Consider the following 22,871-nt stretch of genomic DNA (forward strand, 5'->3'; position numbering starts at 1 on the left):
CGCGAACCGCGGAAAATATTTCCGCGGGGTGCGGGTGGATACGGAGGCCCGAGCCGCCGTTTATTTGGTCGCGGGCGGCGCCTGCGTGCCCTCGGCGGGGGCCAGAGCGGCTTTCTCGCTCGCCGCAGCGGCCGCGGCAGCGGCCAGCGGATCGTCGGTGAGCGGCGCGGATGCGGGGCCGGTGGCGACGCCTTCCGCGGGCTGTGCCGGCGCCGTGATCGACGAGCTCGGGGCCGCGCCGCTCGTCTGCGCCGATTTCGACAGCGAGGTGTCGATCGTCGAACCGCTACGGCCAACCGAGGCCATCGCCGCAAGCAGGATCGAGAGACCCACGAACAGGCAGGCGAGTACCGTCGTTGCACGGGTCATGAAATCCGCCGCGCCACGCGCGGACAGCAGACCCGCAGGGCTGCCGCCGACGCCCAGGCCGCCGCCTTCCGACTTTTGCATCAAAATGACGCCGATCATCGCGGCAGCAACAAGCGCCTGGACGACGAGCAGGAAGGTGAAAAGGCTGGACATCATATTTTCCCGAACTTGCGCGGCCTCAAACCGACCGCGCCCGCGGCGCACATAGAGACGAAGCGGCGGGGGTTCAAGCCATACGTCGCGTCGCCCCCGCGAAGGCGGGGGCCGTAATCGGAGTAGCGCAAGGTTGCCAGCGGCCCCCGCCTTCGCGGGGGCGACGGATCAGAGCGCCGCCGCCGCTTCGACGATCGGCACGAACTTTGCCGCCGTCAGGCTGGCGCCGCCGACCAGCGCACCGTCGACATCACCGGCGTCCAGCAATTCGGCGGCGTTATCGCCATTGACCGAGCCGCCATAAAGGATGCGGATCGTCTGTGCCGCATCGCCGAACCGTTCCGCCAGCGCGCCGCGGATCGCGCCATGCATCGCTGCGACATCGGCGATGGTTGGCACCAGTCCGGTGCCGATCGCCCAGATCGGCTCATAAGCGACGGCAAGCCGCTGCGGATCGAAGCTGTCGGGTACCGACCCTGCAATCTGCGCCAGCACATAATCGATCGCGCCGCCCGATTCGCGGACCTCGCGCGGTTCGCCGACGCACAGGATGACCGCCAGCCCCGCGGCGAGCCCCGCTTCGGCCTTGGCGCGGATATCGGCGTCGCTTTCGCCAAAGCCTTCACGCCGCTCGCTGTGTCCCACGATGACGAGCGATGCCCCCGCATCGGCGAGCATCGGCGCGGCGACCGATCCGGTATAGGCGCCCGACGCGGCGCTATGGCAATCCTGCCCGCCGACCACCTTGCCCGGCGTCGCCGCGGCCATCGCACCGATCAGCGTGAAGGGCGGGCAGAGCGCAACATCGACGCCGGGGTGTGCCTCGGCGGCGGCAAAGATCGCCCGCGCTTCGCCGAGCGCATCGCGCAGCCCGTTCATCTTCCAGTTGCCGACCACATATTTGCGCCGCGTCATCGCCCCGCTTCTCCCGCTTATCCGAATGATGATCTGCCCCTAGCGGGGAAGCGCGCGGCAAGGCAAGCGGTGCGGCGCGGCACCAGAAAGCCCCTTTCGCGCCTTGATGCCGCGGCATCGCGCCTCTAAAGCAGCGCGCAACCGCGCCTCGCTGCGCCCTGCCGGAAAGACCGCCCGTTTCATGATTACTGCCATTCGCGCCATGTTTTCCTCGACGATCGGCAAGTTCCTTGCGCTCGCCTTCGTTGTCCTTGTCGGTGTTGCCTTTGCGCTGGGCGACGTCACCGGAAACTCGACTTTTGGCGGGATCGGCGGCGCCAATGTGGCCAAGGTCGGCGGCGAAGATATCGGCGCCGGTGAGCTGCGCGACCGCGTGCGGCAGGCCTATGATCAGGCGCGGCGTGACCAGCCCGGGCTGACGATGGCCGCGTTCGTCGAAGGCGGCGGGCTCGATCAGGTGCTCGGGCAGATGATCGACGGGCTGGCGTTCGACCAATATGCGAGCGAGCTCGGCTTCGGCGTCAGCAAGCGGTTGATCGACGGGCGGATTGCCGATCTGCCGGCCTTTGCCGGCGTGTCGGGACGGTTCGACCAGACGGTTTTCGAGAACTTCCTGCGCCAGAACGGGATCAGCGAAGCGCAGCTGCGCCGCGACCTGCGCCAGCAAATCCTGCTCGAGCAGCTTGCCGTGCCGATCGCGCAGATGCCGCGCCTCGCGACCGGCATGGCGCAGCCCTATGCCGCGCTGCTGCTCGAACGGCGGCGCGGGCAGGCAACGTTCATTCCGTCGAGCCCCTTCGCGCCGAAAGCCGATCCCGGCGATGCCGTTCTGCGCCGGTTTCTGACGGAGAATGCCGCGAAATTCGCCATCCCCGAACGCCGCGTGATCCAATATGCGATGTTCGAACGCAGCTCGGTGCCCGTGCCCGCAGTGACAGATGCCGAAATCGCCAAGGTCTATAAGGACAATGCCGCGCAATATGCCGCGAGCGAAACGCGGCGCTTTGCGCAGGTGATCCTGCCCGATCAGGCGGCGGCGAACAGCCTGGCCGCGAAAGTGCGCGGCGGGGCTTCGATCGCGAGTGCCGCCGCCGATGCCGGCCTGTCGGCATCGACGACGGGCGACCTGACCCAGACCGCCTATGCCGCAACGACGAGCGCGACCGCGGCAAAGGCCGCCTTTGCTGCGAAGCGCGGCGATGTGGTCGGGCCGTTGCAGACCGGTCTCGGCTGGACGGTGGCGCGCGTGGAGGATGTGACGGTACGTCCGGCGCGCAGCCTGGCCGATGCGAGCGCCGAAATCCGCGCCGAGCTTGCCAAGAACAAGGCGAACGAGGCGATCGTCGATTATTACAACGCGATCCAGGATGCGGTGAACGGCGGCGCGTCGGTCGAGGAAGTCGCGGCGGACCGCAAGCTTCAGCTGATTGAAACGCCGGCGATTTTACCTAGCGGCCGCGCGCCGGCACAACCGGCCTTTGCCCCCGCGCCCGAACTCGCGCCGCTCGTTGCCCAGGCCTTCCAGGTCGGCGGCGAGGGCGAGGGGCACATCGCGACGATCGTCGAGAACGAAAAATTTGCGGTGTTTGCCGTGAAGTCGATCGTCGCCGCAGCGCCGCCGCCCTTTGCGCAGATTCGCGGCGATCTCCTCAGCGAATGGCGCTTTGCCGAGGGGCAGAAGGTGGCGCGCGACAAGGCGCGCGCGATCGTCAAGGCGGTCGAAGGCGGCAAGAGCCTGAACGAAGCCGTCGCAGCCGCGGGGCCGAACATCGGCAGCGTACAGGCGATCGGCGGTCGCCGCGGTGAGCTGGGTCAGAGCGGCCAGCCGGTACCGCCCGAACTCGCGCTGCTCTTTTCGATGGCCGAGGGCAGCGTGAAAACGCTGGAAATCCCCGGCAATCGCGGCTGGATGGTGATTGCGCTGAATGAGGTGGAACGTCCCGATCCCAAGGCTATTGAACCCGCGCGCGTCGCTGCAATCGCACAGCCGCTTGCCCCCGCGTTCGGCAACGAACTGATCGACCAGCTTGCCGCCGAGGCAAAGCGGCGCGTCGGGGTGACGATCAACAAGGAGCTTGTCGATCAGCTGCGCGCCGAACTGACCGGCGCCGCGCCGGTCGCCGAATAAGCGTGAGCCTGGAGGGCAGGGCCGCGGCGCTCGAAGCGCTGGCAGGGGGGCGCGGCGCGGTCGTCTGGCAGCGGCTGATCGCCGACATCGAAACGCCCGTATCGGCGGCGCTCAAGCTCATCGAACCGGGCCGCGGCGACTGGGTGCTCGAATCGGTCGAAAGCGGCGAGACGCGCGGACGCTACAGCCTGATCGGGCTCGACCCCGACCTGATGTTCGAGGTGCGCGGCGATGCCGCGCGGATCAACCGCGACTGGCGCTGCGACCGCGAGGCGTTCGCGCCCGTCGATGCTCCTGCATTGCAGGCGCTGCGCGATCTCGTTGCCGAATGCCGGTTCGATGTGCCCGACGGGCTGCCGAAGGCGCTCGCAACGCTCGTCGGCTTCTTCGCCTATGAAACCATCGGCCTGGTCGAGCGCATCGCCCGCGCGCCGGGCGCCGGACTCGGCCTGCCCGACATGATCTTCGTGCGCCCGACGACGATCCTCGTCTTCGACCGCTTGGCCGACGAACTGTTTCTGATCGCGCCGATCTGGCCCGATGCGCATGGCGCGATCGACCGGATGATCGAGACCGCGCACGAACGGCTCGAAAGCATTGCGGCGCGCCTGTCGAGCGTGAGCGTCCACGCCGAGCGCGCGTCGACTGCATTGCTGCCCGAAAACATCGCCGCGATCCCCGCGACGTCGCCCGAACGCTTTTCCGCGATGGTCGCGGCGGCGAAGGATTATATTGCTGCGGGCGACATTTTTCAGGTCGTGCTGTCCCAGCGCTTTTCGACGCCGTTCGACCTGCCGCCCTTCGATCTTTACCGCGCGCTTCGCCGCGTCAATCCGTCGCCCTTCCTCTATTTTCTCGACCTGCCGGGCTTTGCCCTGATCGGGTCGTCGCCCGAGATACTGGTGCGCGTGCGCGACGGCGAAATCACGATCCGTCCGATCGCCGGCACGCGGCCGCGCGGGCGCACGAGCGCCGAAGACGCCGAAAATCGCGAATCGCTGCTCGCTGATCCTAAGGAACGCGCCGAGCACCTGATGCTGCTCGATCTTGGCCGCAACGACGTCGGTCGCGCGGCGGTGGGGGGCAGCGTGACGGTTACCGACAGCTATACGGTCGAATTTTACAGTCATGTGATGCACATCGTGTCGAACGTCATCGGCCGTATCGCGCCGGACAAGGACGCCATCGACGCGCTGTTCGCTGGTTTTCCCGCGGGCACCGTGAGCGGCGCGCCCAAGGTGCGCGCGTGCCAGATCATCGCCGAACTCGAAGCCGATGCACGCGGCCCTTACGCAGGCGGCGTCGGCTATTTCGCGCCCGACGGCAATATGGACAGCTGCATCGTGCTGCGCACCGCAATCGTCAAGGATGGCGTGATGCACGTCCAGGCGGGCGCGGGGATCGTCGCCGACAGCGATCCGGCGTATGAACAGCGCGAGTGCGAGGCCAAGGCCGGCGCGCTGTTCGCCGCGGCGCGCGAGGCGGTGCGGATCGCAGGGTCAGCGGGTTATGGGCAGTAGGTTTCGCTGCCCCCGGCTTGGATAGCCAAGTGGATTTGGCTTGCTGCCGTAAATACCCCTCGCCGTCCTCTCAACCCGTTCGCATCGAGCGAAGTCGAGATGCCCCGCAGACCGGGCTTGAGGCCGATGGGTGTCTCGACTTCGCTCGACACGAACGGAAAGAGAGAATTGCTCTGAAATCAACCCCAACTCAGCCATCGGCACCCGCTGGAATCACAACGCCCGGGCCTTGTTCCCAAGACCCGGGCGCCTGTGACGAACACTCGCCATCCCCCTTGTTGCAGGCCTGGCGAAAGGCCTGCACTCCCTGGAGCCGGGCCTTTGGCCGCGTTGATCCAGAAGCCAGAGGGGTAGGTGGAAGCGGGCGCTTTGTCACCCTCTGGCGGGCCGACCGGCGCGCTTTTGGCGGGCCCTGTGGCCGATCGGCAACATATGTTGCGAACCGATCGCAACATGGCGCGATGCCGGCGGCCATTGCCAGCGCCCCGCGACCTGCCTAAAGCAGCGCCATGCGTGACCCTTTTCCTGCGCCGCAAAGGCCGCGTTTTCCATGATCCTTCGCCCTTATGAGCGCACCATATTCAAGCGCTATATGCTGCCGCAGCGCGGCGAAGGCTTTATCTTCGTCGCGGCAGCGTTCAGTTTTATCGCCGTCACTCTGGGGGTCGCGGCGCTCGTCGTCGTGATGAGCGTGATGAACGGTGTGCGCAGCGATCTGTTCGACAAGATCGTTGGACTCAACGGCCACGCGGTCGTGCAGGGCTTTGGCGGGCGGCTCGACGATTGGCGCGACGTGCTGAAGCAGGCGAAGGCGACGCCCGGGGTTACGTCGGCTACGCCATTGATCGAGCAACCATTGCTCACGACCTTCGGCGGGCGCGTCGAAGCGGTACTGGTGCGCGGTATGACCGTTCCCGACATCCGCAGCAACGCGGTGCTGGGCGGCAAGGTTTTGCAGGGAAGCCTGAACAGCCTGACGGCGGGCTCGGGCAATGTCGCGATCGGCAGTGAACTGGCGCGCAACCTCGGCGCCACCGCGGGTTCGAACATAACGATCATCAATCCGCAGGGCCGCTCGACGCCCTTTGGTACGGTTCCGCGCGAGATCAGCTACCGTGTTTCGGCGGTGTTCGAGATCGGTGTGTATGATTTCGACAAGGCATATGTCGTCATGCCGATGGAGGATGCGCAATTGCTGCTGCTCAGCGGCGACCAGATCGGCATGATCGAAATCAAGACCGAAGACCCCGACCGCGTCGGCGAGATATTGCAGCCGCTCGCCGAAAAACTGGCGGCGCAGGCGGTCGTGTCCGACTGGCGATCGATGAACGCCAGCCTGTTCGAAGCGCTGTCGATCGAGCGCGTGGCGATGTTCGTCATCCTGTCGCTCATCATCCTGGTCGCGTCGTTCAACATCATTTCGTCACTGATCATGCTCGTGCGCGCGAAGACGCGCGACATGGCGATATTGCGCACAATGGGCGCGCCGCGCGATTCGGTGATGCGGATCTTCATGGCGATCGGCCTGTCGATCGGCGTTGCGGGAACGATCGTCGGCATGATCGTCGGCTTCGGGCTCCTCTATTTCCGGCAGGGCGTGCTGCGCGGGGTCGAGTTTCTGACCGGCCAGCCGTTGTGGGATCCCTCGATCCGCTTCCTTACCGAATTGCCCTCGAAGCCCGATCCGGTCGAGATCGTCGGGGTCGCGGTAATGGTGATCGTCTTCAGCTTCCTTGCGACGCTCTATCCGGCCTACAAGGCGGCGAATACGGACCCCGTACAGGTGCTGCGTTATGAGTGAGCAGACGACCGGCCCGGCGCTCGAACTGATCGACCTCAGGCGCAGCTTCCGCCAGGGCGACGTCACCATCGACGTGCTGCGCGGCGTCGATGCGTCGCTGCGCCGCGGCGAGATCGTTGCGCTGCTCGGCCCGTCGGGATCGGGCAAGTCGACGATGCTGCAGGCGGTCGGTCTGCTCGAAGGCGGTTTCGACGGCACGATCCGCATTGATGGCGAAGATGTGACGCGGTTCGAGCAGGGCGAGCGCACGAAGACGCGGCGCGAAAAGATCGGTTTCGTCTATCAGTTCCACCATTTGCTGCCCGATTTCAACGCGATCGAGAATGTCGTGCTGCCGCAGCTGATCCGCGGTGCGCGGCAGGCGGAAGCCGAGGAACGCGCCGCCGATCTGCTCGCTCGGCTGGGGTTGGGCGAGCGGCTGCATCACAAACCGAGCAAGCTTTCGGGCGGCGAGCAACAGCGTGTTGCGGTGGCGCGCGCGCTGGCGAACCGGCCGCTGCTGGTGCTTGCCGACGAGCCGACAGGCAATCTCGACGAGACGACCGCCGACCGTGTGTTCGACCAGTTCGTTTCGCTGGTGCGCGATCATGGATCGGCGGCGCTGGTCGCGACGCATAACGAACGGCTGGCGGCCCGGATGGATCGCGTGCTGCGCTTGCACGAGGGGCGGATCGAGGGTTAGCTGTCACTTTTCCGTTCGTGTCGAGCGAAGTCGAGACACGTGAAGGCAGTGCGCGACGTATCTCGACTTCGCTCGATACGAACGGAACTTGGAGATGGGAGCCAATACCATGAGCCTATACGATTTTTCGGCGAAATTGCCGGGCGGCGGCGCGCAATCGCTCGCGGATTATCGCGGCAAGGTGCTGCTGATAGTCAACACCGCGTCGAAATGCGGCTTTACCCCGCAATATGAGGGGCTGGAGGCGCTGTATCGCGATTACAAGGATCGCGGGTTCGAAATCCTCGCCTTTCCGTGCAACCAGTTCGGCGCACAGGAACCGGGGGACGCCGAGGAGATCAAAAACTTCTGCTCGCTGACCTATGACGTCAGCTTTCCCCTGATGGCGAAAATCGACGTCAACGGCGATGATGCCGATCCGATCTTCAAGCATTTGAAGACGGAAAAGGGTGGGCTGCTGGGCAGCGGGATCAAGTGGAACTTCACGAAGTTTCTGGTCGATCGCGACGGCAAGGTCGTCTCGCGTCACGCGCCGACGACGAAGCCGGAGCAGCTGCGCAAAGAGATTGAGGAATTGCTGGGGTAGGCAGTAAACCCCTCCCCTTCAGGGGAGGGACAGCGAGACTTGGCCCGGCGCCAGCCGGGACTTTAGTCGAGCGAGGTGGGGGCTAGTGGCTTTGCGCAAGGCCGCTGGCCCCCACCCGCTGCGACTAAGGCAGCAAGCTGCCAAGTCTCGCTGCCCTCACCTGAAGGGGAGGGCGTATTCGGGCCTTCCCCGAATCGTCACATATGCCTAGCGTCCCCGCCATGGCCTTCAGCCCCTTTGTCCCTCTGCGCGTCTTTTCCAGCTACACGATGCTCGAAGGGGCGATCGAGCCCAAGGCGATTGCAAAAGCCGCGCGCGACCGCGGCTTTCCGGCGATCGCCGTCGCCGATCGCAACGGCCTCTACGGCGTCATGGCCTTTGGCGAGGCGTGCAAGGCCGCGGGGGTGCAACCGATCGTCGGCGCGCTGCTCAGCGTCGCGCGGCCGGGGCAGCGGCTGGCGAATGGTGCGCCGCTGATCGACTGGCTCGCGCTCTATGCGCAGGATGAAAAGGGCTACGACAATCTTTGCGCGCTCGTGTCGGCGGCGCATCTTGGGCGGCCGGTCGAGCAGGAGCCGCATGTCACGCTCGCCGATCTTGCCGGACGGACGGACGGGCTGATCTGCCTGAGCGGCGGCGGCGAAGGCGCGCTCGCGCGCTTGCTCGCGGGCGAGCAGAAAAGCGCTGCCGAGGATTATGTCGAGCAACTGGAGGCCTTTTTCGGCGGACGGCTCTATATCGAGCTGTCGCGGCGCGGCGATGCCACCGAAACCGCCGCCGAAAATGCGTTGATCGAAATGGCGTATGCGCGCGCGCTGCCGATCGTTGCCACCAATCCGGCGAATTTCGTCGAGCCGCAGTTCCACCCCGCGCATGATGCGATGCTGTGCATCGCGCAGTCGGCCTATGTCGAGAGCGAGGATCGCCGGTCGAGCAATCCCGAGGCGTGGCTGAAGCCGGCCGAGGCTATGGAAGACGCCTTCTCCGACTTGCCCGAAGCGATCCGCAACACGCTGGTCATCGCGCAGCGCTGCGCCTTCATGGCGCCGAAGCGCAAGCCGATCCTGCCAAGCCTTGCCGGCGACCGCGAGGGCGAGGCGGCGCAATTGAAGGCCGACGCCCATGCGGGGCTCGAAGCGAGGCTGGCGCTCTATTCCGACCTGACCGACGGGGAACGACAGGCCTATGTCGAGCGGCTCGATTTCGAGGTCGACGTCATCACCCAGATGGGCTTTCCGGGCTATTTTCTGATCGTTGCCGACTTCATCAAATGGGCGAAGGCACAGGATATTCCGGTGGGGCCGGGACGCGGCTCGGGCGCAGGCAGCGTCGTCGCCTGGGCGCTGACGATCACCGACCTTGATCCCTTGAAATTGGGCCTGCTGTTCGAACGCTTCCTCAACCCCGAGCGCGTGTCGATGCCCGACTTCGACATCGACTTTTGCGAAACGCGGCGCGGCGAAGTGATCCGTTATGTGCAGGAAAAATACGGCCGCGATACCGTCGCGCAGATCATCACCTTCGGGAAGTTGAAGGCGCGCGCGGTGCTCAAGGATACCGGCCGCGTGCTGCAGATGAGCTATGGCCAAGTCGACCGGCTGGCAAAGCTCGTGCCCAACCATCCGACCGATCCGTGGACGCTCGAACGCGCGCTCAACGGCGTTTCGGAACTGATGACCGAATATAAGCAGGACGACGGGGTGCGGCGGCTGTTCGACATGGCGCGCCAGCTCGAAGGCCTGCCGCGGCACAGCTCGACCCACGCGGCGGGCGTGGTGATCGGCGACCGGCCGCTCGACCAGCTCGTCCCGCTCTATCGCGACCCGCGCTCGGACATGCCGGTGACGCAATTCGACATGAAATATGTCGAGACCGCGGGGCTGGTGAAATTCGACTTCCTCGGCCTAAAGACGCTGTCGGTGCTCAAGGAAGCGCGGCGGCTGCTTGCCCTCCGGGGGATCGACGTCGATCTCGATACACTCGCGTGGGACGATCCGGCGGTTTACGAACTGCTCCAGCGCGGCGAGACGGTCGGGGTGTTTCAGCTGGAATCCGAAGGAATGCGGCGCACGCTGTCGGCGGTGAAACCGACCAATTTTGGCGACATCATCGCGCTCGTCGCGCTCTATCGACCGGGTCCGATGGACAATATTCCGTTGTTCGGTGCGCGCAAGAACGGGCGCGAGCCGATCGCCTATCCGCACCCGCTGCTTGAAGGCATCCTCGCCGAAACATACGGGATTTTCGTCTATCAGGAACAGGTGATGCAGGCCGCGCAGATATTGGCGGGCTACAGCCTTGGCGGTGCGGACCTGCTGCGCCGCGCGATGGGCAAGAAGATCCAGGCCGAGATGGACGCGCAGCGCGAGACCTTCGTCAAGGGTTGCGGCGAGCATAACCAGATCGATGCGAAGACCGCGAACGAGCTGTTCGACTTGATCGACAAGTTCGCGGGCTATGGTTTTAACAAGAGCCACGCCGCCGCCTATGCGCTGCTCTCCTATCAGACCGCTTGGCTGAAGGCGCATCATCCGCACGAGTTTTTTGCCGCGTCGATGTCGTTCGACAGTCACCAGACCGACAAACTGTCGGTGTTTATCGACGATATGCGCCGTCTTGACGTTGCCGTCGCGCCGCCGTCGATCAATGAAAGCGAGGCGGATTTTTCGGTCGGCCGTACCGACGAAGGGCTCGCGGTGCGCTATGCCCTGGGGGCGCTCAAAGGCGTCGGCGAAAAGGCGATGGAGGCGCTGGTCGCCGAGCGGCAGGCGAAGGGCGATTTCGCATCGCTCGACGATTTCGCGAACCGTATCGACCCCAAGCTGCTCAACCGGCGGCAAATCGAGGCGCTTGCCGGGGCGGGGGCGTTCGATTGCGTCGAACCCGAGCGGCCGCGCGCCTTTGCGGGAGCCGAGGCCCTGCTCGCCTGCGCGAACTCGTCGGCGCACGAACGCTCGACCGGGCAGGGCGGTCTGTTTGGCGGCGATATTGCAATTGCCCCATCCTTGCAGCTCCCCGCCGCCGAGCCGTGGACCCTCGCCGAGCGGATGACGCGCGAGAAGGACGCCTTCGGCTTTTATTTCTCGGCGCACCCCGTCGAGCAATATGAAGCGATCCTATCGGCGCGCGGAGCGCGGTCCTATGGCGACATTTGCGAAAATGTCGAAATGACGCCGGGCACGCGCATCCCGATGATGATGGCTGCAATGGTCGAAAGTGCGCGTGCGCGTGTCTCGCAGCGCGGCAACCGCTTCCTCAACCTGACGCTGTCGGATCGCAGCGGGCAGTTTCAGTCGAGCTGTTTCGACGAGGCTGCGGGCAAGGTGCTCGAGGCGCTGGCAAACGAGGGCGGCTGTGCGCTGTTATCAGTCGAGCTTGATTTGCTTGAAGGTGAAGAAACGCCGCGCGTCACGGTGCGCGGCGCGCAGCCGCTCGCCGAGATCGCCGCGACCGCCTCGCTCCAACTCTTTTGCCGCGTCCAGGCGCCCGAAGCGATTGCAGAAATGGCGCGGCTGCTCGAAAGACGCGACGATGCGCGCGGGCGGGTGATCGTCGCGACGCGCGATCCGCTGACGGACGAGGATTTGCGGATCGAGCTGGGGCGGGGATTTGCGCTGACTCCCGACACGGTCGCGCGACTCGATATGGTGACGGGCGTCGCCGATGCCGCCCTGTCGCTCGTCGCGCCGCGCGAGTTCCGCGTGCGCTGACGCGCTTTGACCCTTGCGCAGCGGCGCTATCGCACCCTATCGCTGCTTGGCAACGACAAGAAACGAGGATGCCGCACCATGGGAATGCAGGGCCAGCCGCTGCTCATCACCAGCCTGATCGATCACGCCGCGCGCGAACATGGGGCGCGCGAGATCGTATCGCGATGGGCCGACGGCAGCGTGACGCGATCGAACTGGGGTGAAGTCGGCACCGACGCCCGCCGCTTTGCCGCCGCGATGGTCAAGCTGGGGATTAAGAAGGGCGATCGTATTGCGACGCTGGCGATGAACCACGGCCACCATCTGGTGAGCTGGTACGGAACCGCCGGAATGGGCGGCGTGCTGCATACGGTGAACCCGCGGCTGTTCGACGAGCAGCTCGTCTATATCATCAACCATGCCGAGGATCGCGTGCTGTTCGTTGACGCGATGTTCCTTCCGATCGTCGAGCGGCTGCGCGATCAGCTGACCAGTGTCGAGCATTTCGTCCTCTTCGACGCGCCCGCACAGGGTGATTATAAATCCTATCGCGACCTGATCGACGCCGAAGACGGCCGCTTTCAGTGGGTCGAACTCGACGAGCGCGATCCGGTGGGGCTTTGCTACACCAGCGGGACGACGGGTAATCCCAAGGGTGTGCTGTACGAGCATCGCTCGAACGTCATCCATGCAATCACCGAAATCCAACCCGACGCCTTTGACCTTTCGAGCCGCAGCGTGATCCTGCCGATCGTCCCGATGTTCCATGCAAACAGCTGGGGCATCCCCTTTGCCGCTGCGACGGTGGGAGCGAAGCTGGTGTTTTCCGCGACGAACGACGCGCAGGTCCTGTGCGACCTGATGCACGCCGAGGGGGTTACGCACAGCGCCGGGGTGCCGACCGTCTGGCTCGCGATGTTCGCGCATATGGATGCGACGGGCATGGATTACGGCGCGCTCCATCATGTCATCATCGGTGGGTCGGCCGCGCCGCGTGCGATGATCGAGCGCTTCATGAAGGCGGGCGTATATGTCGGTCATGCCTGGGGGATGACCGAAACCAGCCCGATCGGGACGATGGGCAAGCGGCCGTGGAACTGGGACGCGCTGAGTTTCGATGAGCGGGTCGACATCATCTGCCGCCAGGGCTGCCCGCCGTTCGGGGTCGAACTGCGCATCGTCGATGACGAAGATCGCGAGCTGCCGCGCGACGGCCAGACGAGCGGACGGTTGCAGATCCGCGGGCCGTGGATCATCCAGCGCTATTTCAAGGCCGATGCCGACGCCGCCGATGCGGACGGTTGGTTCGATACCGGCGACGTGTCGGTGATCCATCCCGACGGTGTGATGCAGATCACCGATCGCGCGAAGGACGTCATCAAGTCGGGCGGCGAATGGATCAGCTCGATCGAGCTGGAAAATGCCGCGGTCGGGGCACCCGGCGTGCAGGAAGCCGCCGCAGTCGGCGTCTATCACCCTAAATGGGACGAGCGGCCGATCTTGCTGATCGTGAAAAAACCCGGCGCAGATGTGAGCGAGGCGGCGATCATCGACTATCTGAAGGACAAGGTCGCCAAATGGTGGCTGCCCGATGAGGTCGTGTTCGTCGACGAATTGCCGCACACCGCCACGGGCAAGATCTTGAAGCGCCAGATCCGCGATGACTATAAGGACTATACGCTGCGGTCGCTCACGGCGGCCTAGAACAGCTCCATCTGCCCGTCGCGCTCGGGCGGCCTAAACAGGTCCGAGCGGAGCGGCGGAAAGCTTCGGTCCATGCCATGCGCGCGGGCGGCGCGTTTGACGCGCTGGCGGATGAGCTGCGGCCAAACGCCTTGTCCCTTCATTCGCGTAAAGAAATTGGGGTCGTTGTCGCGTCCGCCGCGAATGTCCTGAACCATATGCATCACCTTGGCCGCGCGGTCGGGATAGTGTGCGTCGAGCCAGGCGCGGAAAAGCGGAGCCACCTCATAGGGCAGCCGCATCAATATGTAGGAGGCGCGGATTGCGCCCACATCCGCCGCCGCGGTCATGATCGCCTCGATCTCGTGGTCGGTGATCGCCGGGATGATCGGCGAGATATTGACCTGCGTCGGCACACCCGCGTCGATCAATGCACGGATCGCGGCGAGGCGCCGCCGCGGATGTGGCGCGCGCGGTTCGAGCGTGCGGGCGACCTTCGGATCAAGCGTGGTCACCGAAATCGCGACGCCGATCAGATTGTCGCGCGCCATCGCCGCGAGCAGATCGATGTCGCGCAGCAGCCGGTCTGACTTGGTGGTGATGAGCAGCGGATGGCGCGTTTCGGCGAGCACTTCGACGATCGACCGCGTGATCCCCCATTCGCGCTCGATCGGCTGATAGCCATCGGTGTTCGTGCCGATCGCAATCGGAGCAACTTTGTAATTGGGCTTTGCCAGTTCGTTGCGCAGCAGAGCCGCGGCGTCGGGCTTTGCGAACAACCGGCTTTCGAAATCGAGGCCGGGCGATAAGTCATGAAAGGCGTGTGTCGGACGCGCGAAGCAATAAATGCAGCCATGTTCACAGCCGCGATAGGGGTTGATCGAGCGGTCGAAACTGATGTCGGGCGACTTGTTGCGCGAAATGATCGTTTTGGGATGCTCGACCGTCACCGTTGTGCGCAAGGGTAGAGGTGCACCGTCGATGTCCTCGGCCAGATCGAGCCAGTCGCCATCGGCCTCGCGATCGAGTGAGCCCGTGCGCGTGGGGCGTGCGTTGGTCGGTGCGCCGCGACCGGAGATCGGGGGTAGGGGCTTGGCGGGTTCCACCGAGCGAGTTTATCGGCTCAGCAGGAACAAATAAAGAACAAATATCGTCGCCCCCGCGAAGGCGGGGGCCCCTGGCCGCCTTTTCCTACGCCGCTGCGTAAACCGACAACGGCCCCCGCCTGCGCGGGGGCGACGGCCCTATCGGCTATTCCATCAACCGCGGCATCAGATCGACGAAGTTGCAGGGCTTGTGCCGACTGTCGAGCTGGCTCGCCAAAATGCCTTCCCATGCGTCGGTAACTGCGCCGGTCGAACCGGGAAGCGCAAAGATATAGGTGCCGCGTGCGACGACGGCGCAGGCCCGCGATTGGATCGTCGAGGTGCCGATCGTCTGGTAGCTGAGCCAGCGGAACAGCTCGCCAAAGCCCGGAATATCCTTGCCGTCGAGACGATGCAGCGCCTCCGGCGTCACGTCGCGGCCCGTAAGGCCTGTCCCGCCGGTGGTTATGACGACATCGACCTCCGGGTCGTCGATCCAGTTATGAAGGCGCGAAACAATGAGGTCGGTCTCGTCCTTAATAATCGCGCGCGCGGCGAGGATATGTCCCGCGCCGGTGAGCAGTTCCTCGAGCTTGTCGCCCGAGCGGTCTTCGGCCGCGCTGCGGCTGTCCGAAATCGTCAGGAGAGCGATGCGGACCGGCGTAAAGGCAAGACTTTCGTCAATCGGCATTGGCCAGTCCGCCGCTCCATGTCAGGCGCGCGCGGTCCTTGCCGTCCGGAAAACGCGGCCATTTGCCTTGTGCGAGCGCAATGCGGCTGTCGGAGGGTTTGCCTTGCTGCGCTTCGTACATCCAATAGTTGCGCAGGACGATCCCGACATAACCGCGCGTTTCCCAATAGGGGATCGATTCGATGTAGAGCAGCGGGTCACCATTGTCGCGGATCTCGGTCTGCCAGCGCGCGATCGGCGCCGGGCCGGCGTTATAGGCGGCGATCACCTTGGGCAGCAGGCCGCCCGTCGCAGGCTCGCGGCTCAGATATTGCAGGTAACGCTGGCCGAGATCCATGTTGACCGAAGGTGTCTTGAGATCGCCGAGCGCGGCGACCGCGCCTTCCCAACGCACGACGTCGCGCGCGGTGCCGGGGCGCACCTGCATCAGGCCCGTCGCGCCCGCGCTGCTGACCACCGCGCGCTGGAACCGCGATTCCTGGAGCGTATGGGCGAAAACGAGCGCGGGATCGACCCGCCAGCCGCCATTGGGTTCCCATTTCGGTTGCGGATAGCGTGCCGCAATCGCGGGCTTGCGGCCATTCGGGGTATTGTGCGCCAGATAGAGCTGCGTTTCGGGCAGGCTTAGCGCGCCGGCCATCGCGATGAGCTCGTTATGATGGTCGGGATTGCCGATGCGCGCCTGGTGGCGCAGCGCTTCGCCCGCGTATTTTTCTTCGCCGATCTCCGACAGTGCCATCGCGATACGGACATTGGGCAGGCCCTGAAGCGTCCGCCAGGCACTGCGATCGGGTCGCAGCGTCTCGCGCTGGCTCGTTGTTTCGACGCCGAGCGTTTCGGCGGCGAGCAGGCCGTAGAGCGTTTCTTCATTGGCCGCCGCCGAGCGAAGGCGCGGCTGAACGGCGGCGGGCTGACCCGCCGCAACCGCCGCACGGGCGGCCCAATAATAAGCGGCCGCGCGAAGTTCGCTGTCGGGCGCCTCTTTCGCCACACGATCGAAGGCGGCGAGCGCAGTACGATAGTCGTGCAGCCGCCACGCGGCGAGCCCCTGAACCCACGCGCCCTGTGTGGCCCAGGGGCCGCCGTCGGCGGTGCAGGCCAGCGAAAGCCGGAGCGCGTTCGCGTCGTCATTCTCGATATAATAGGACCAGGCGACCTTCTGCCGCCACTCGGCGCGCGCGGCGGGGGTTAGCTGATCGGCCACCGCGTTGAGCAGGGCTTCGGCGCCGGCGGGATCGTCATTCTTGATCCGTTCGGGGATCGTGCGCGCGAGGCCCGCTGCGACCGGGTCGCTGCTCACCGCATCGGCGCCGAGACGGCGCGGCGCGCTGCCGGCCCAGGCAAGACGCATTTCGGACGGCAGCGCCGGAATGTCGGCCGCGCCGCGCTTTGCTGCAAGGCGGCCGAGCTGGGTCGCCTGCGGAAGGAACGGCGACCGTGCAAGGATCGGCATGATGTCGGCGATTTCCGCACGTGGGCTGTTTGCCGCGACGAGCAATTCCGCGCGCAGGAAATCGGTGATCGGGTCGCCATCGGCGCCGTCCAGCAGCGCCTTGGCGTCGCTCCAGCGCTCGCTCCGGATCGCGGTCAGCGCCTGTGTGTAGAGCTGCTTCTGCTTTGCTGACAAAATGCCGGGCACCGTCTGCGGTGCCGCCGCAAAACCGGTATCGCGGGCATCGGCCGCGATCGCAGGAACAGTGGCAAGCGCCAGCGCACCCGTGGCGCACGATAGAAAGGCTTTGGTCATAATCGGCATCTGTCAACGTCCCCGGTTGAACAGTTTCAGGCTGTCCCATGCCGCTGCCTTTTGCGCTGGCCGCGCGAGCAATATTGCGGGATGGGTTACGGCTATCGTCTCCACCTTGCCGCCATTTTGGTTAACATCGAGTAACTTTCCGCGCGCGTCGGGGAGCGCAAGGCCCGTCGCCATGCGCGTTATGTCGCCGCCGACCAGCAGCAGACGTTGCGGTGCGGCGAGGCGCAGATGGTGCCAGAGCAACCGTTCGAGACCGGCGCTGTCATCTGCATCGATGCGCCCCCCCGGTGGGCGCGTTACGGCAAGGCTGGCGAGATAGCATTGGCTGCGCGTGAGGCCGATCGCCTGCAGCATCGCGTCGAGCAACCTGCCTGCCGGTCCTGCGAACAATTGCGCTTCGCGCTGGTCGTCGATTTCGGGCCAGGCGGTGAGCAGCATCAGCGGTGCGGCGGCTTCCCCGACGGGGAGCACGCGGCGCGCGTCCCACTGGCTTCCCGGCACATCGTCGTTCGTCGCCAGCCATTGCTGGAATCCATTCCACTCGTCGGGAAGGACAACCGGTCCCTTTGGTTCGGCGGGCTGCTCGCTACGCTGGCGCTGAAGCGCGGCGGGCAGAGGTTGCGCTTCGGGCGCGGGGTCGACGGCACGCTTTGTCCGCGGTGCCGCAGCGTCATTCGCCGGCGGCACGGCAAGCCATCCCGCGGGCTGTTCGCCGACAAGCGCCTCGACGCCCGCCAGCGACCACCAGTCGCAATAGCTTTCCGCCAGCAATGCAGAGGTTTGCCCGCCCATGAAATTGTTGAAACAGGAGGTTGACGGGCGCGTCAATTGGCGGGCATCGCATTTCGTGACAGAATGAGCGCCGGACACGATGAATGATCGGCGCGGGGACGGCAGAAAGGTGATTGCGGTGAGCGAACGGGAATCGATGCCCTATGACGTGGTCATCGTCGGCGCAGGTCCGGCGGGACTTTCAGCGGCGATCCGCCTCAAACAACTGGCGAATGAAGCCGGCAGCGAACTGTCGGTCTGCATCCTTGAAAAAGGGTCCGAGGTTGGCGCGCACATCCTGTCGGGGGCGGTGATCGACCCCAAGTCGCTCGACGAACTGTTACCCGAATGGCGGACCATGGGCTGTCCGCTGGCCGAGGTTCCGGTCAATGACAACCAGCACTGGGTCTTGACCAAGACCAAGAAGATCGGGGTGCCACACTTCATCACCCCCGGCTTCATGCACAACAAGGGCACCTATACGGGCAGCCTCGGTAATCTTTGCCGCTGGCTGGCTGAGCAGGCCGAAGGGCTGGGTGTCGAAATCTTCCCGGGCTTTCCAGCCGCCGAAATCCTCTACAACGAAGATGGATCGGTCAAAGGCGTCGCGACGGGCGACATGGGTGTCGCGCGCGACGGTAGCCACAAGGCCGACTATGCGCCCGGGCTCGAACTCCACGCCAAATATACCTTCTTTGCAGAGGGCGTGCGCGGTCACCTCACCAAGATACTGAAGCCGCAATTCGCGCTCGACGCCGATTGCGAGCCGCAGGTCTATGGCCTTGGCGTCAAGGAGCTATGGGACATCGATCCTGAAAACCACGCGCCGGGCCGGGTGATCCACACGCAGGGCTGGCCGCTCGACGAAAACGCCAATGGCGGCGGTTTTCTTTATCATCAGGCGAACGGTCAGGTGGCGCTGGGTTTCGTGACCTGGCTCAACTATCGCAATCCGCACATCTCCCCATTCCAGGAGATGCAAAAGTGGAAAACGCATCCCGAGATCGCGAAGATTTTGAAGGGCGGCAAGCGTGTTTCCTATGGCGCGCGCGCAATCAGCGACGGTGGCTATCAGTCGGTGCCGAAGCTGGCCTTCCCCGGCGGCGCATTGATCGGCGATAGCGCCGGGTTCCTCAACGTGCCGCGGATCAAGGGCACGCACACGTCGATGAAGTCGGGCATGATGGCGGCCGAGGCGGCGTTCGCGGCGGTGGCAGCGGGGCGGGGGAGCGATACGCTTGATGCCTATCAGGCCGCCTACGATAACAGCTGGGTCAAGAAGGAACTCAGCGTCGTGCGCAACGTCCTGCCGCTCGTCGAGAAATATGGCGATCTGGCGGGCACGATCTTGGCGGGTATCACCATGTGGGCCGAAACGCTCAAGATCAAAATGCCCTTCACGATGAAGCATCATCCGGACAACGAAAGCCTGTACCGCGCGGACATGATGCCGAAACCCGACTATCCGAAACCCGACGGCGTGCTGACCTTCGACCGCCTTTCCTCGGTGTTCGTGTCGAACACCAATCATGAGGAGGATCAGCCGGTTCACCTGCAGCTCAAGGACCCGTCGATCCCGGTCGAATATAATCTGCCGCTCTATGATGAGCCCGCGCAGCGTTATTGCCCGGCGGGCGTCTATGAGATCGTCGGCGAGGAAGAGGGCGATCCCAAATTCGTCATCAACGCGCAGAATTGCGTCCACTGCAAGACGTGCGACATCAAGGATCCGACCCAGAACATCAACTGGGTTACCCCCGAAGGCGGCGGAGGCCCCAATTATCCGAACATGTAAGCCCGTCAGCCTGTTGATCGCTGCTGCGGCGGCCGTGGCGGCGGCGCCCGCTGGGGCGACCGATGGCGACGGCGCCGCGCTCAACGCTCTTGTCCGTGCGCGGCTTGCCGAGGAGGATGGAACGCCCGCGGTGGCGCTGTCGGCGCTCAACGAGGTGGCGATCCTTGCGCCCGGATTGCCGGGCGTGCACGGTCGGATGCTGGAGCAGGCGATCGCTGCCGGCGATCTTGATGCCGCACGGAGCGCGGCGCAGCAACTCTGGAGCGCGGGTGATCATCGGTTCGATGCACAGCTTGTCCTGTTGGTCGATGCCATGCGCCGGTCGGACTGGAAAGCCGCACGGTCCTATCTGGCAGGCCGGACCGACAAGGTTGGTGCCGATCCTATTTCGCGCCTGATCGTGCCGACGTTCCAGGCGTGGATCGACGTCGGCGCGCGCGTCAAGCGACCCGAACGGCATCTGCTCGCCGCCGCAGGAGGGACGCGGCCCGAGCCCGCACTGATGCTGCAGGTTGTGCTGGTGCAGGCGGCGGCGCGGCGTACGGCGGAGGCGGCGGCGCTGGCCGACGACATCACACTGACCGACCGCACCAGCCAACTCGTCGGACTGCGCGCGGCGGCGACACTTGATCGGGCAGGACAAGATGGTGCCGCCCAGCGCCTTCGCGGGCGGATCGCGCTGGCGGCGGGCGAGCGGGAAGACCCCATGCTCCTGCTGCCCGAACAGCCGCTCACAACCTCTCGGGAGGGAACCGCGCAGTGGCTCGGTGTGCTCGCCGACGGGCTTGCGCGCACGCCCAATGGCAGCACAAAGCTACCGCTGTTGTTCGCGCGCGCGGCGCATTGGCTGAACGATGCGGATTGGGCCGTGCGAGCTACGCTGGTCGAGACGCTCGTTCGCGACGGTCAGAATGACGCCGCCATGGCGCTTCTCGATGGGCTGCGCGGCAAGCTGCCCGCCGTGCTGGCGATGCGACAGGCCGAGCTGATTGCCGACAGCGGCAACCTGCCGGTCGGCCTCAATCGCGCCGAGGCCGCCGTCCGCGACGAGGCGCCGCGCGCCTTGCTGGTGCGCTTCGCCGATCTGGTGCGCAGGTCGGGCAATTCCAAGGCGGCGGCCGCGGCCTATGAACGGCTCGAAGCCGCGCTGGGCGAGGGCGACAGCGCGCTGCGCAGCAGCCTGTTGCTCGCGCGCGCCGAACTGCTGCTGCAAAGCGACGGATGGGATAGCGCGGCGCCGCTGATCGAGCGCGCAGTGGCCTTGCAGCCCGACGACCCCGCCGTGCTCAATTTTGCGGGCTATTCGGCGCTCGAACGGCGCAAGGATGTCGAACAGTCGCTTTCGCGGATCGAGGCGGCGTGGGCCAAGGCCCCACAAAATGCGAGCATCACCGACTCGCTCGGCTGGGCCTATTTCCTGACGGGACGCACCGATGATGCGGTCGAGCTGCTCGAAAAGGCGCAGCGCGGCGAACCCGACAATGCGGTGATCGTCGAGCATCTGGGCGACGCCTATTGGCAGGCGGGGCAAAAGTTCCAGGCGCGATACAATTGGCGCGCAGCGGCGCTGCTCGCGGATGCCGAGATGGCGACGCGGATCGAGGCGAAGCTGCGCGACGGTCTGACGCCGGCGACGGTCGCGCCATGATGCACGAGACCGGCTGGGCCAAGATCAACCTCGCGCTCCACGTCCGCGCGCGGCGTGCCGACGGCTATCATGACATCGAAACGCTGTTTGCTTTTGTCGATGACGGCGATGCGATCCACGCCACGGTGTCCGAGGCCGATGCACTCGTCATCGACGGCGAGTTTGCCGAGGGCCTGAGCGCGGGCGGCGACAATCTGGTAATGCGCGTGCTGGCTCTGCTGCGTGCGCGTTATGGCGCTGACCGGGTGCCGCCGCTCACGGTGACGCTGAGCAAGCGGCTCCCCGTTGCGGCGGGGATTGGCGGCGGATCGGCGGATGCCGCGGCGATGGCGCGGCTGATCCGCACCCATTTCCTGCCCGAACTGGGCGACGCAACGCTCGCGCGGATCGTCAGCCCGCTCGGCGCCGATATTGCGGCGTGCGTGGCGAGCACGACCTGTCTCGGTATTGGCACCGGCGAGGAGTTGAGCCCGGTCGCCGGCTTACGGATTGAAGGCACGCCGGTGCTGCTCGTCAATCCGCGTCAGCCGGTCGCGACGGGGCCGGTCTTTGCCGCATGGGATGGCATCGATCGCGGACCGCTGTACATCGGTGCTGACCACCGGGCGCAGCTGATTGGCGCCCGCAACGATTTGCAGCGCCCGGCGATCGCGGGATGCCCTGCGATCGCCGACGTGCTTCTCGAACTCGGTGCGCTGCGACCGTGGCTCGCGCGCATGTCGGGATCGGGAGCGACCTGTTTTGCGCTTTTCGATTCGGCGGCCGAGCGCGACGCGGCTGCAGCGGCGCTTCGTGAACGGCATCTGGATTGGTGGCTGATGGCGGGAGTTCTGCGATGAGCGAAGCATGGGTCCAACTGGGCGAGCCGCGCGCGGGCGGAATCCTGCTGATCGGCGACCATGCCTCGGCGCATGTGCCACCTGACGTCGATCTCGGCATCGACTCTGCGCTGCTCGCCAACCACATCGCGATCGACATCGGCGTCGCGGAGGTCGCGGCGTTGCTCGTCGAAAACGGCGCAGTCGGTGCGGCCATCCTCGGCGGCGTATCGCGGCTGGTCGTCGACCTTAACCGCGAGGAGGACGCGCCGGGCGTGTTGCCGATCGCAAGCGACGGCCATGCCGTGCCGGGCAATGCGCTGGACGATGCGGCGCGCGAGGCGCGGCTGGCGCGGTTCTTCCGGCCCTATCACGACCATATTGCGGCGACGATTGCGGCGCATCGGCCCGCGATGATCCTGTCGCTGCACAGCTTCACCCCGGCGCTTGCGGCGCATCCCGATCAGGCGCGCCCTTGGCATGTCGGCGTGCTCTATAATGAGGACGACCGCCTCGTCCCCGCCGCGATCGCCGCGCTGGAAGCCGAGGACATCATCGTCGGCGACCAGCAACCCTATTCGGGCAAGGCGCTCAACGCGACGATGAACCGTCATGCCGAAGCGAACAACATTCCCTATATCGGAATCGAGATGCGGCAGGATCTGGTCGGCGACGCGGCGGGGCAGGCGCTGTTCGCCGAGCGACTGGCGCGCATGTGCCGGAAAGTGGCGTTGAACATCGGGGCTTAGGCGTGTAGAGGCGCATTTCGCCGCTAATTTGC

General features: G+C 65.4%; 17 protein-coding genes. 11 read left to right on the top strand and 6 right to left on the bottom strand.

All coding sequences use genetic code 11. The features are described from left to right. Positions 1-60 precede the first annotated feature (60 nt). Entirely contained in the window at positions 61-525 is a 465-nt protein-coding gene (gene secG, locus VSX77_RS14995) for a preprotein translocase subunit SecG (RefSeq protein WP_338425408.1), read from the bottom strand. A 165-nt stretch (positions 526-690) separates the two neighbouring features. Then, the gene (gene tpiA / locus VSX77_RS15000; protein WP_338425409.1) at positions 691-1,437 is read right to left on the bottom strand and encodes a triose-phosphate isomerase; all 747 of its coding nucleotides are present in this window, start codon (positions 1,435-1,437) and stop codon (positions 691-693) included. A 181-nt stretch (positions 1,438-1,618) separates the two neighbouring features. On the opposite strand from tpiA, the gene VSX77_RS15005 reads away from it, so the two are divergent. The 7 genes from VSX77_RS15005 to VSX77_RS15035 all read left to right on the top strand — a co-directional run bounded on the left by VSX77_RS15005 (position 1,619) and on the right by VSX77_RS15035 (position 13,547). Beyond that, on the top strand, positions 1,619-3,565 hold the full coding sequence (locus VSX77_RS15005) for a SurA N-terminal domain-containing protein (RefSeq protein WP_338425410.1): 1,947 nt from the start codon (positions 1,619-1,621) through the stop codon (positions 3,563-3,565). Positions 3,566-3,567: 2 nt separating this feature from the next. Then, positions 3,568-5,085: an anthranilate synthase component I gene (gene trpE / locus VSX77_RS15010; RefSeq protein WP_338425411.1), complete on the top strand. Its 1,518-nt coding sequence runs from the start codon at positions 3,568-3,570 to the stop codon at positions 5,083-5,085. Positions 5,086-5,635: 550 nt separating this feature from the next. Beyond that, a complete protein-coding gene (locus VSX77_RS15015) occupies positions 5,636-6,886 on the top strand; it encodes a lipoprotein-releasing ABC transporter permease subunit (RefSeq protein WP_338425412.1) in 1,251 nt (416 codons plus the stop codon). Further along, positions 6,879-7,568: an ABC transporter ATP-binding protein gene (locus VSX77_RS15020; protein ID WP_338425413.1), complete on the top strand. Its 690-nt coding sequence runs from the start codon at positions 6,879-6,881 to the stop codon at positions 7,566-7,568. The genes VSX77_RS15015 and VSX77_RS15020 overlap by 8 nt, the downstream gene beginning before the upstream one ends. Before the next feature lie 109 nt (positions 7,569-7,677). Continuing rightward, positions 7,678-8,154: a glutathione peroxidase gene (locus VSX77_RS15025; protein WP_338425414.1), complete on the top strand. Its 477-nt coding sequence runs from the start codon at positions 7,678-7,680 to the stop codon at positions 8,152-8,154. A gap of 221 nt (positions 8,155-8,375) precedes the next feature. Then, the gene (dnaE, locus tag VSX77_RS15030; RefSeq protein ID WP_338425415.1) at positions 8,376-11,864 is read left to right on the top strand and encodes a DNA polymerase III subunit alpha; all 3,489 of its coding nucleotides are present in this window, start codon (positions 8,376-8,378) and stop codon (positions 11,862-11,864) included. 78 nt (positions 11,865-11,942) lie between these two features. Further along, entirely contained in the window at positions 11,943-13,547 is a 1,605-nt protein-coding gene (locus VSX77_RS15035) for a long-chain fatty acid--CoA ligase (protein WP_338425416.1), read from the top strand. Here VSX77_RS15035 and VSX77_RS15040 read toward each other — a convergent pair. From VSX77_RS15040 to VSX77_RS15055, 4 genes are all read right to left on the bottom strand, one after another. Further along, positions 13,544-14,632, bottom strand: a complete 1,089-nt coding sequence (locus tag VSX77_RS15040; RefSeq protein WP_422397235.1) for a PA0069 family radical SAM protein — start codon at positions 14,630-14,632, stop codon at positions 13,544-13,546. The genes VSX77_RS15035 and VSX77_RS15040 overlap by 4 nt on opposite strands. A 145-nt stretch (positions 14,633-14,777) precedes the next feature. After that, positions 14,778-15,302, bottom strand: coding sequence for a molybdenum cofactor biosynthesis protein B (gene moaB, locus VSX77_RS15045; RefSeq protein ID WP_338425417.1), 525 nt, complete (start codon positions 15,300-15,302; stop codon positions 14,778-14,780). Beyond that, entirely contained in the window at positions 15,292-17,049 is a 1,758-nt protein-coding gene (locus VSX77_RS15050) for a lytic transglycosylase domain-containing protein (protein ID WP_338425418.1), read from the bottom strand. Before VSX77_RS15050 ends, moaB begins: the two co-directional genes overlap by 11 nt. Positions 17,050-17,061: 12 nt before the next feature. Further along, positions 17,062-17,886 (bottom strand): uracil-DNA glycosylase family protein, encoded by an 825-nt coding sequence (locus VSX77_RS15055; RefSeq protein ID WP_338425419.1) that lies wholly within the window; start codon positions 17,884-17,886, stop codon positions 17,062-17,064. A gap of 82 nt (positions 17,887-17,968) precedes the next feature. Between VSX77_RS15055 and VSX77_RS15060 the strand changes: the two genes are divergently transcribed. Genes VSX77_RS15060 through VSX77_RS15075 form a run of 4 tightly spaced genes read left to right on the top strand, consistent with a single transcriptional unit; the run spans position 17,969 to position 22,839 of the window. Next, positions 17,969-19,624: an electron transfer flavoprotein-ubiquinone oxidoreductase gene (locus tag VSX77_RS15060; RefSeq protein ID WP_338425420.1), complete on the top strand. Its 1,656-nt coding sequence runs from the start codon at positions 17,969-17,971 to the stop codon at positions 19,622-19,624. A gap of 13 nt (positions 19,625-19,637) precedes the next feature. Further along, positions 19,638-21,272, top strand: a complete 1,635-nt coding sequence (locus VSX77_RS15065) for a hypothetical protein (RefSeq protein WP_338425421.1) — start codon at positions 19,638-19,640, stop codon at positions 21,270-21,272. Beyond that, positions 21,272-22,111: a 4-(cytidine 5'-diphospho)-2-C-methyl-D-erythritol kinase gene (locus VSX77_RS15070; protein ID WP_338427288.1), complete on the top strand. Its 840-nt coding sequence runs from the start codon at positions 21,272-21,274 to the stop codon at positions 22,109-22,111. Before VSX77_RS15065 ends, VSX77_RS15070 begins: the two co-directional genes overlap by 1 nt. Continuing rightward, a complete protein-coding gene (locus VSX77_RS15075) occupies positions 22,108-22,839 on the top strand; it encodes an N-formylglutamate amidohydrolase (protein WP_338425422.1) in 732 nt (243 codons plus the stop codon). Before VSX77_RS15070 ends, VSX77_RS15075 begins: the two co-directional genes overlap by 4 nt. The last annotated feature ends 32 nt before the right edge of the window (positions 22,840-22,871 follow it).

This window comes from Sphingopyxis sp. TUF1 (assembly GCF_036687315.1).
Lineage (GTDB): Bacteria > Pseudomonadota > Alphaproteobacteria > Sphingomonadales > Sphingomonadaceae > Sphingopyxis > Sphingopyxis kveilinensis.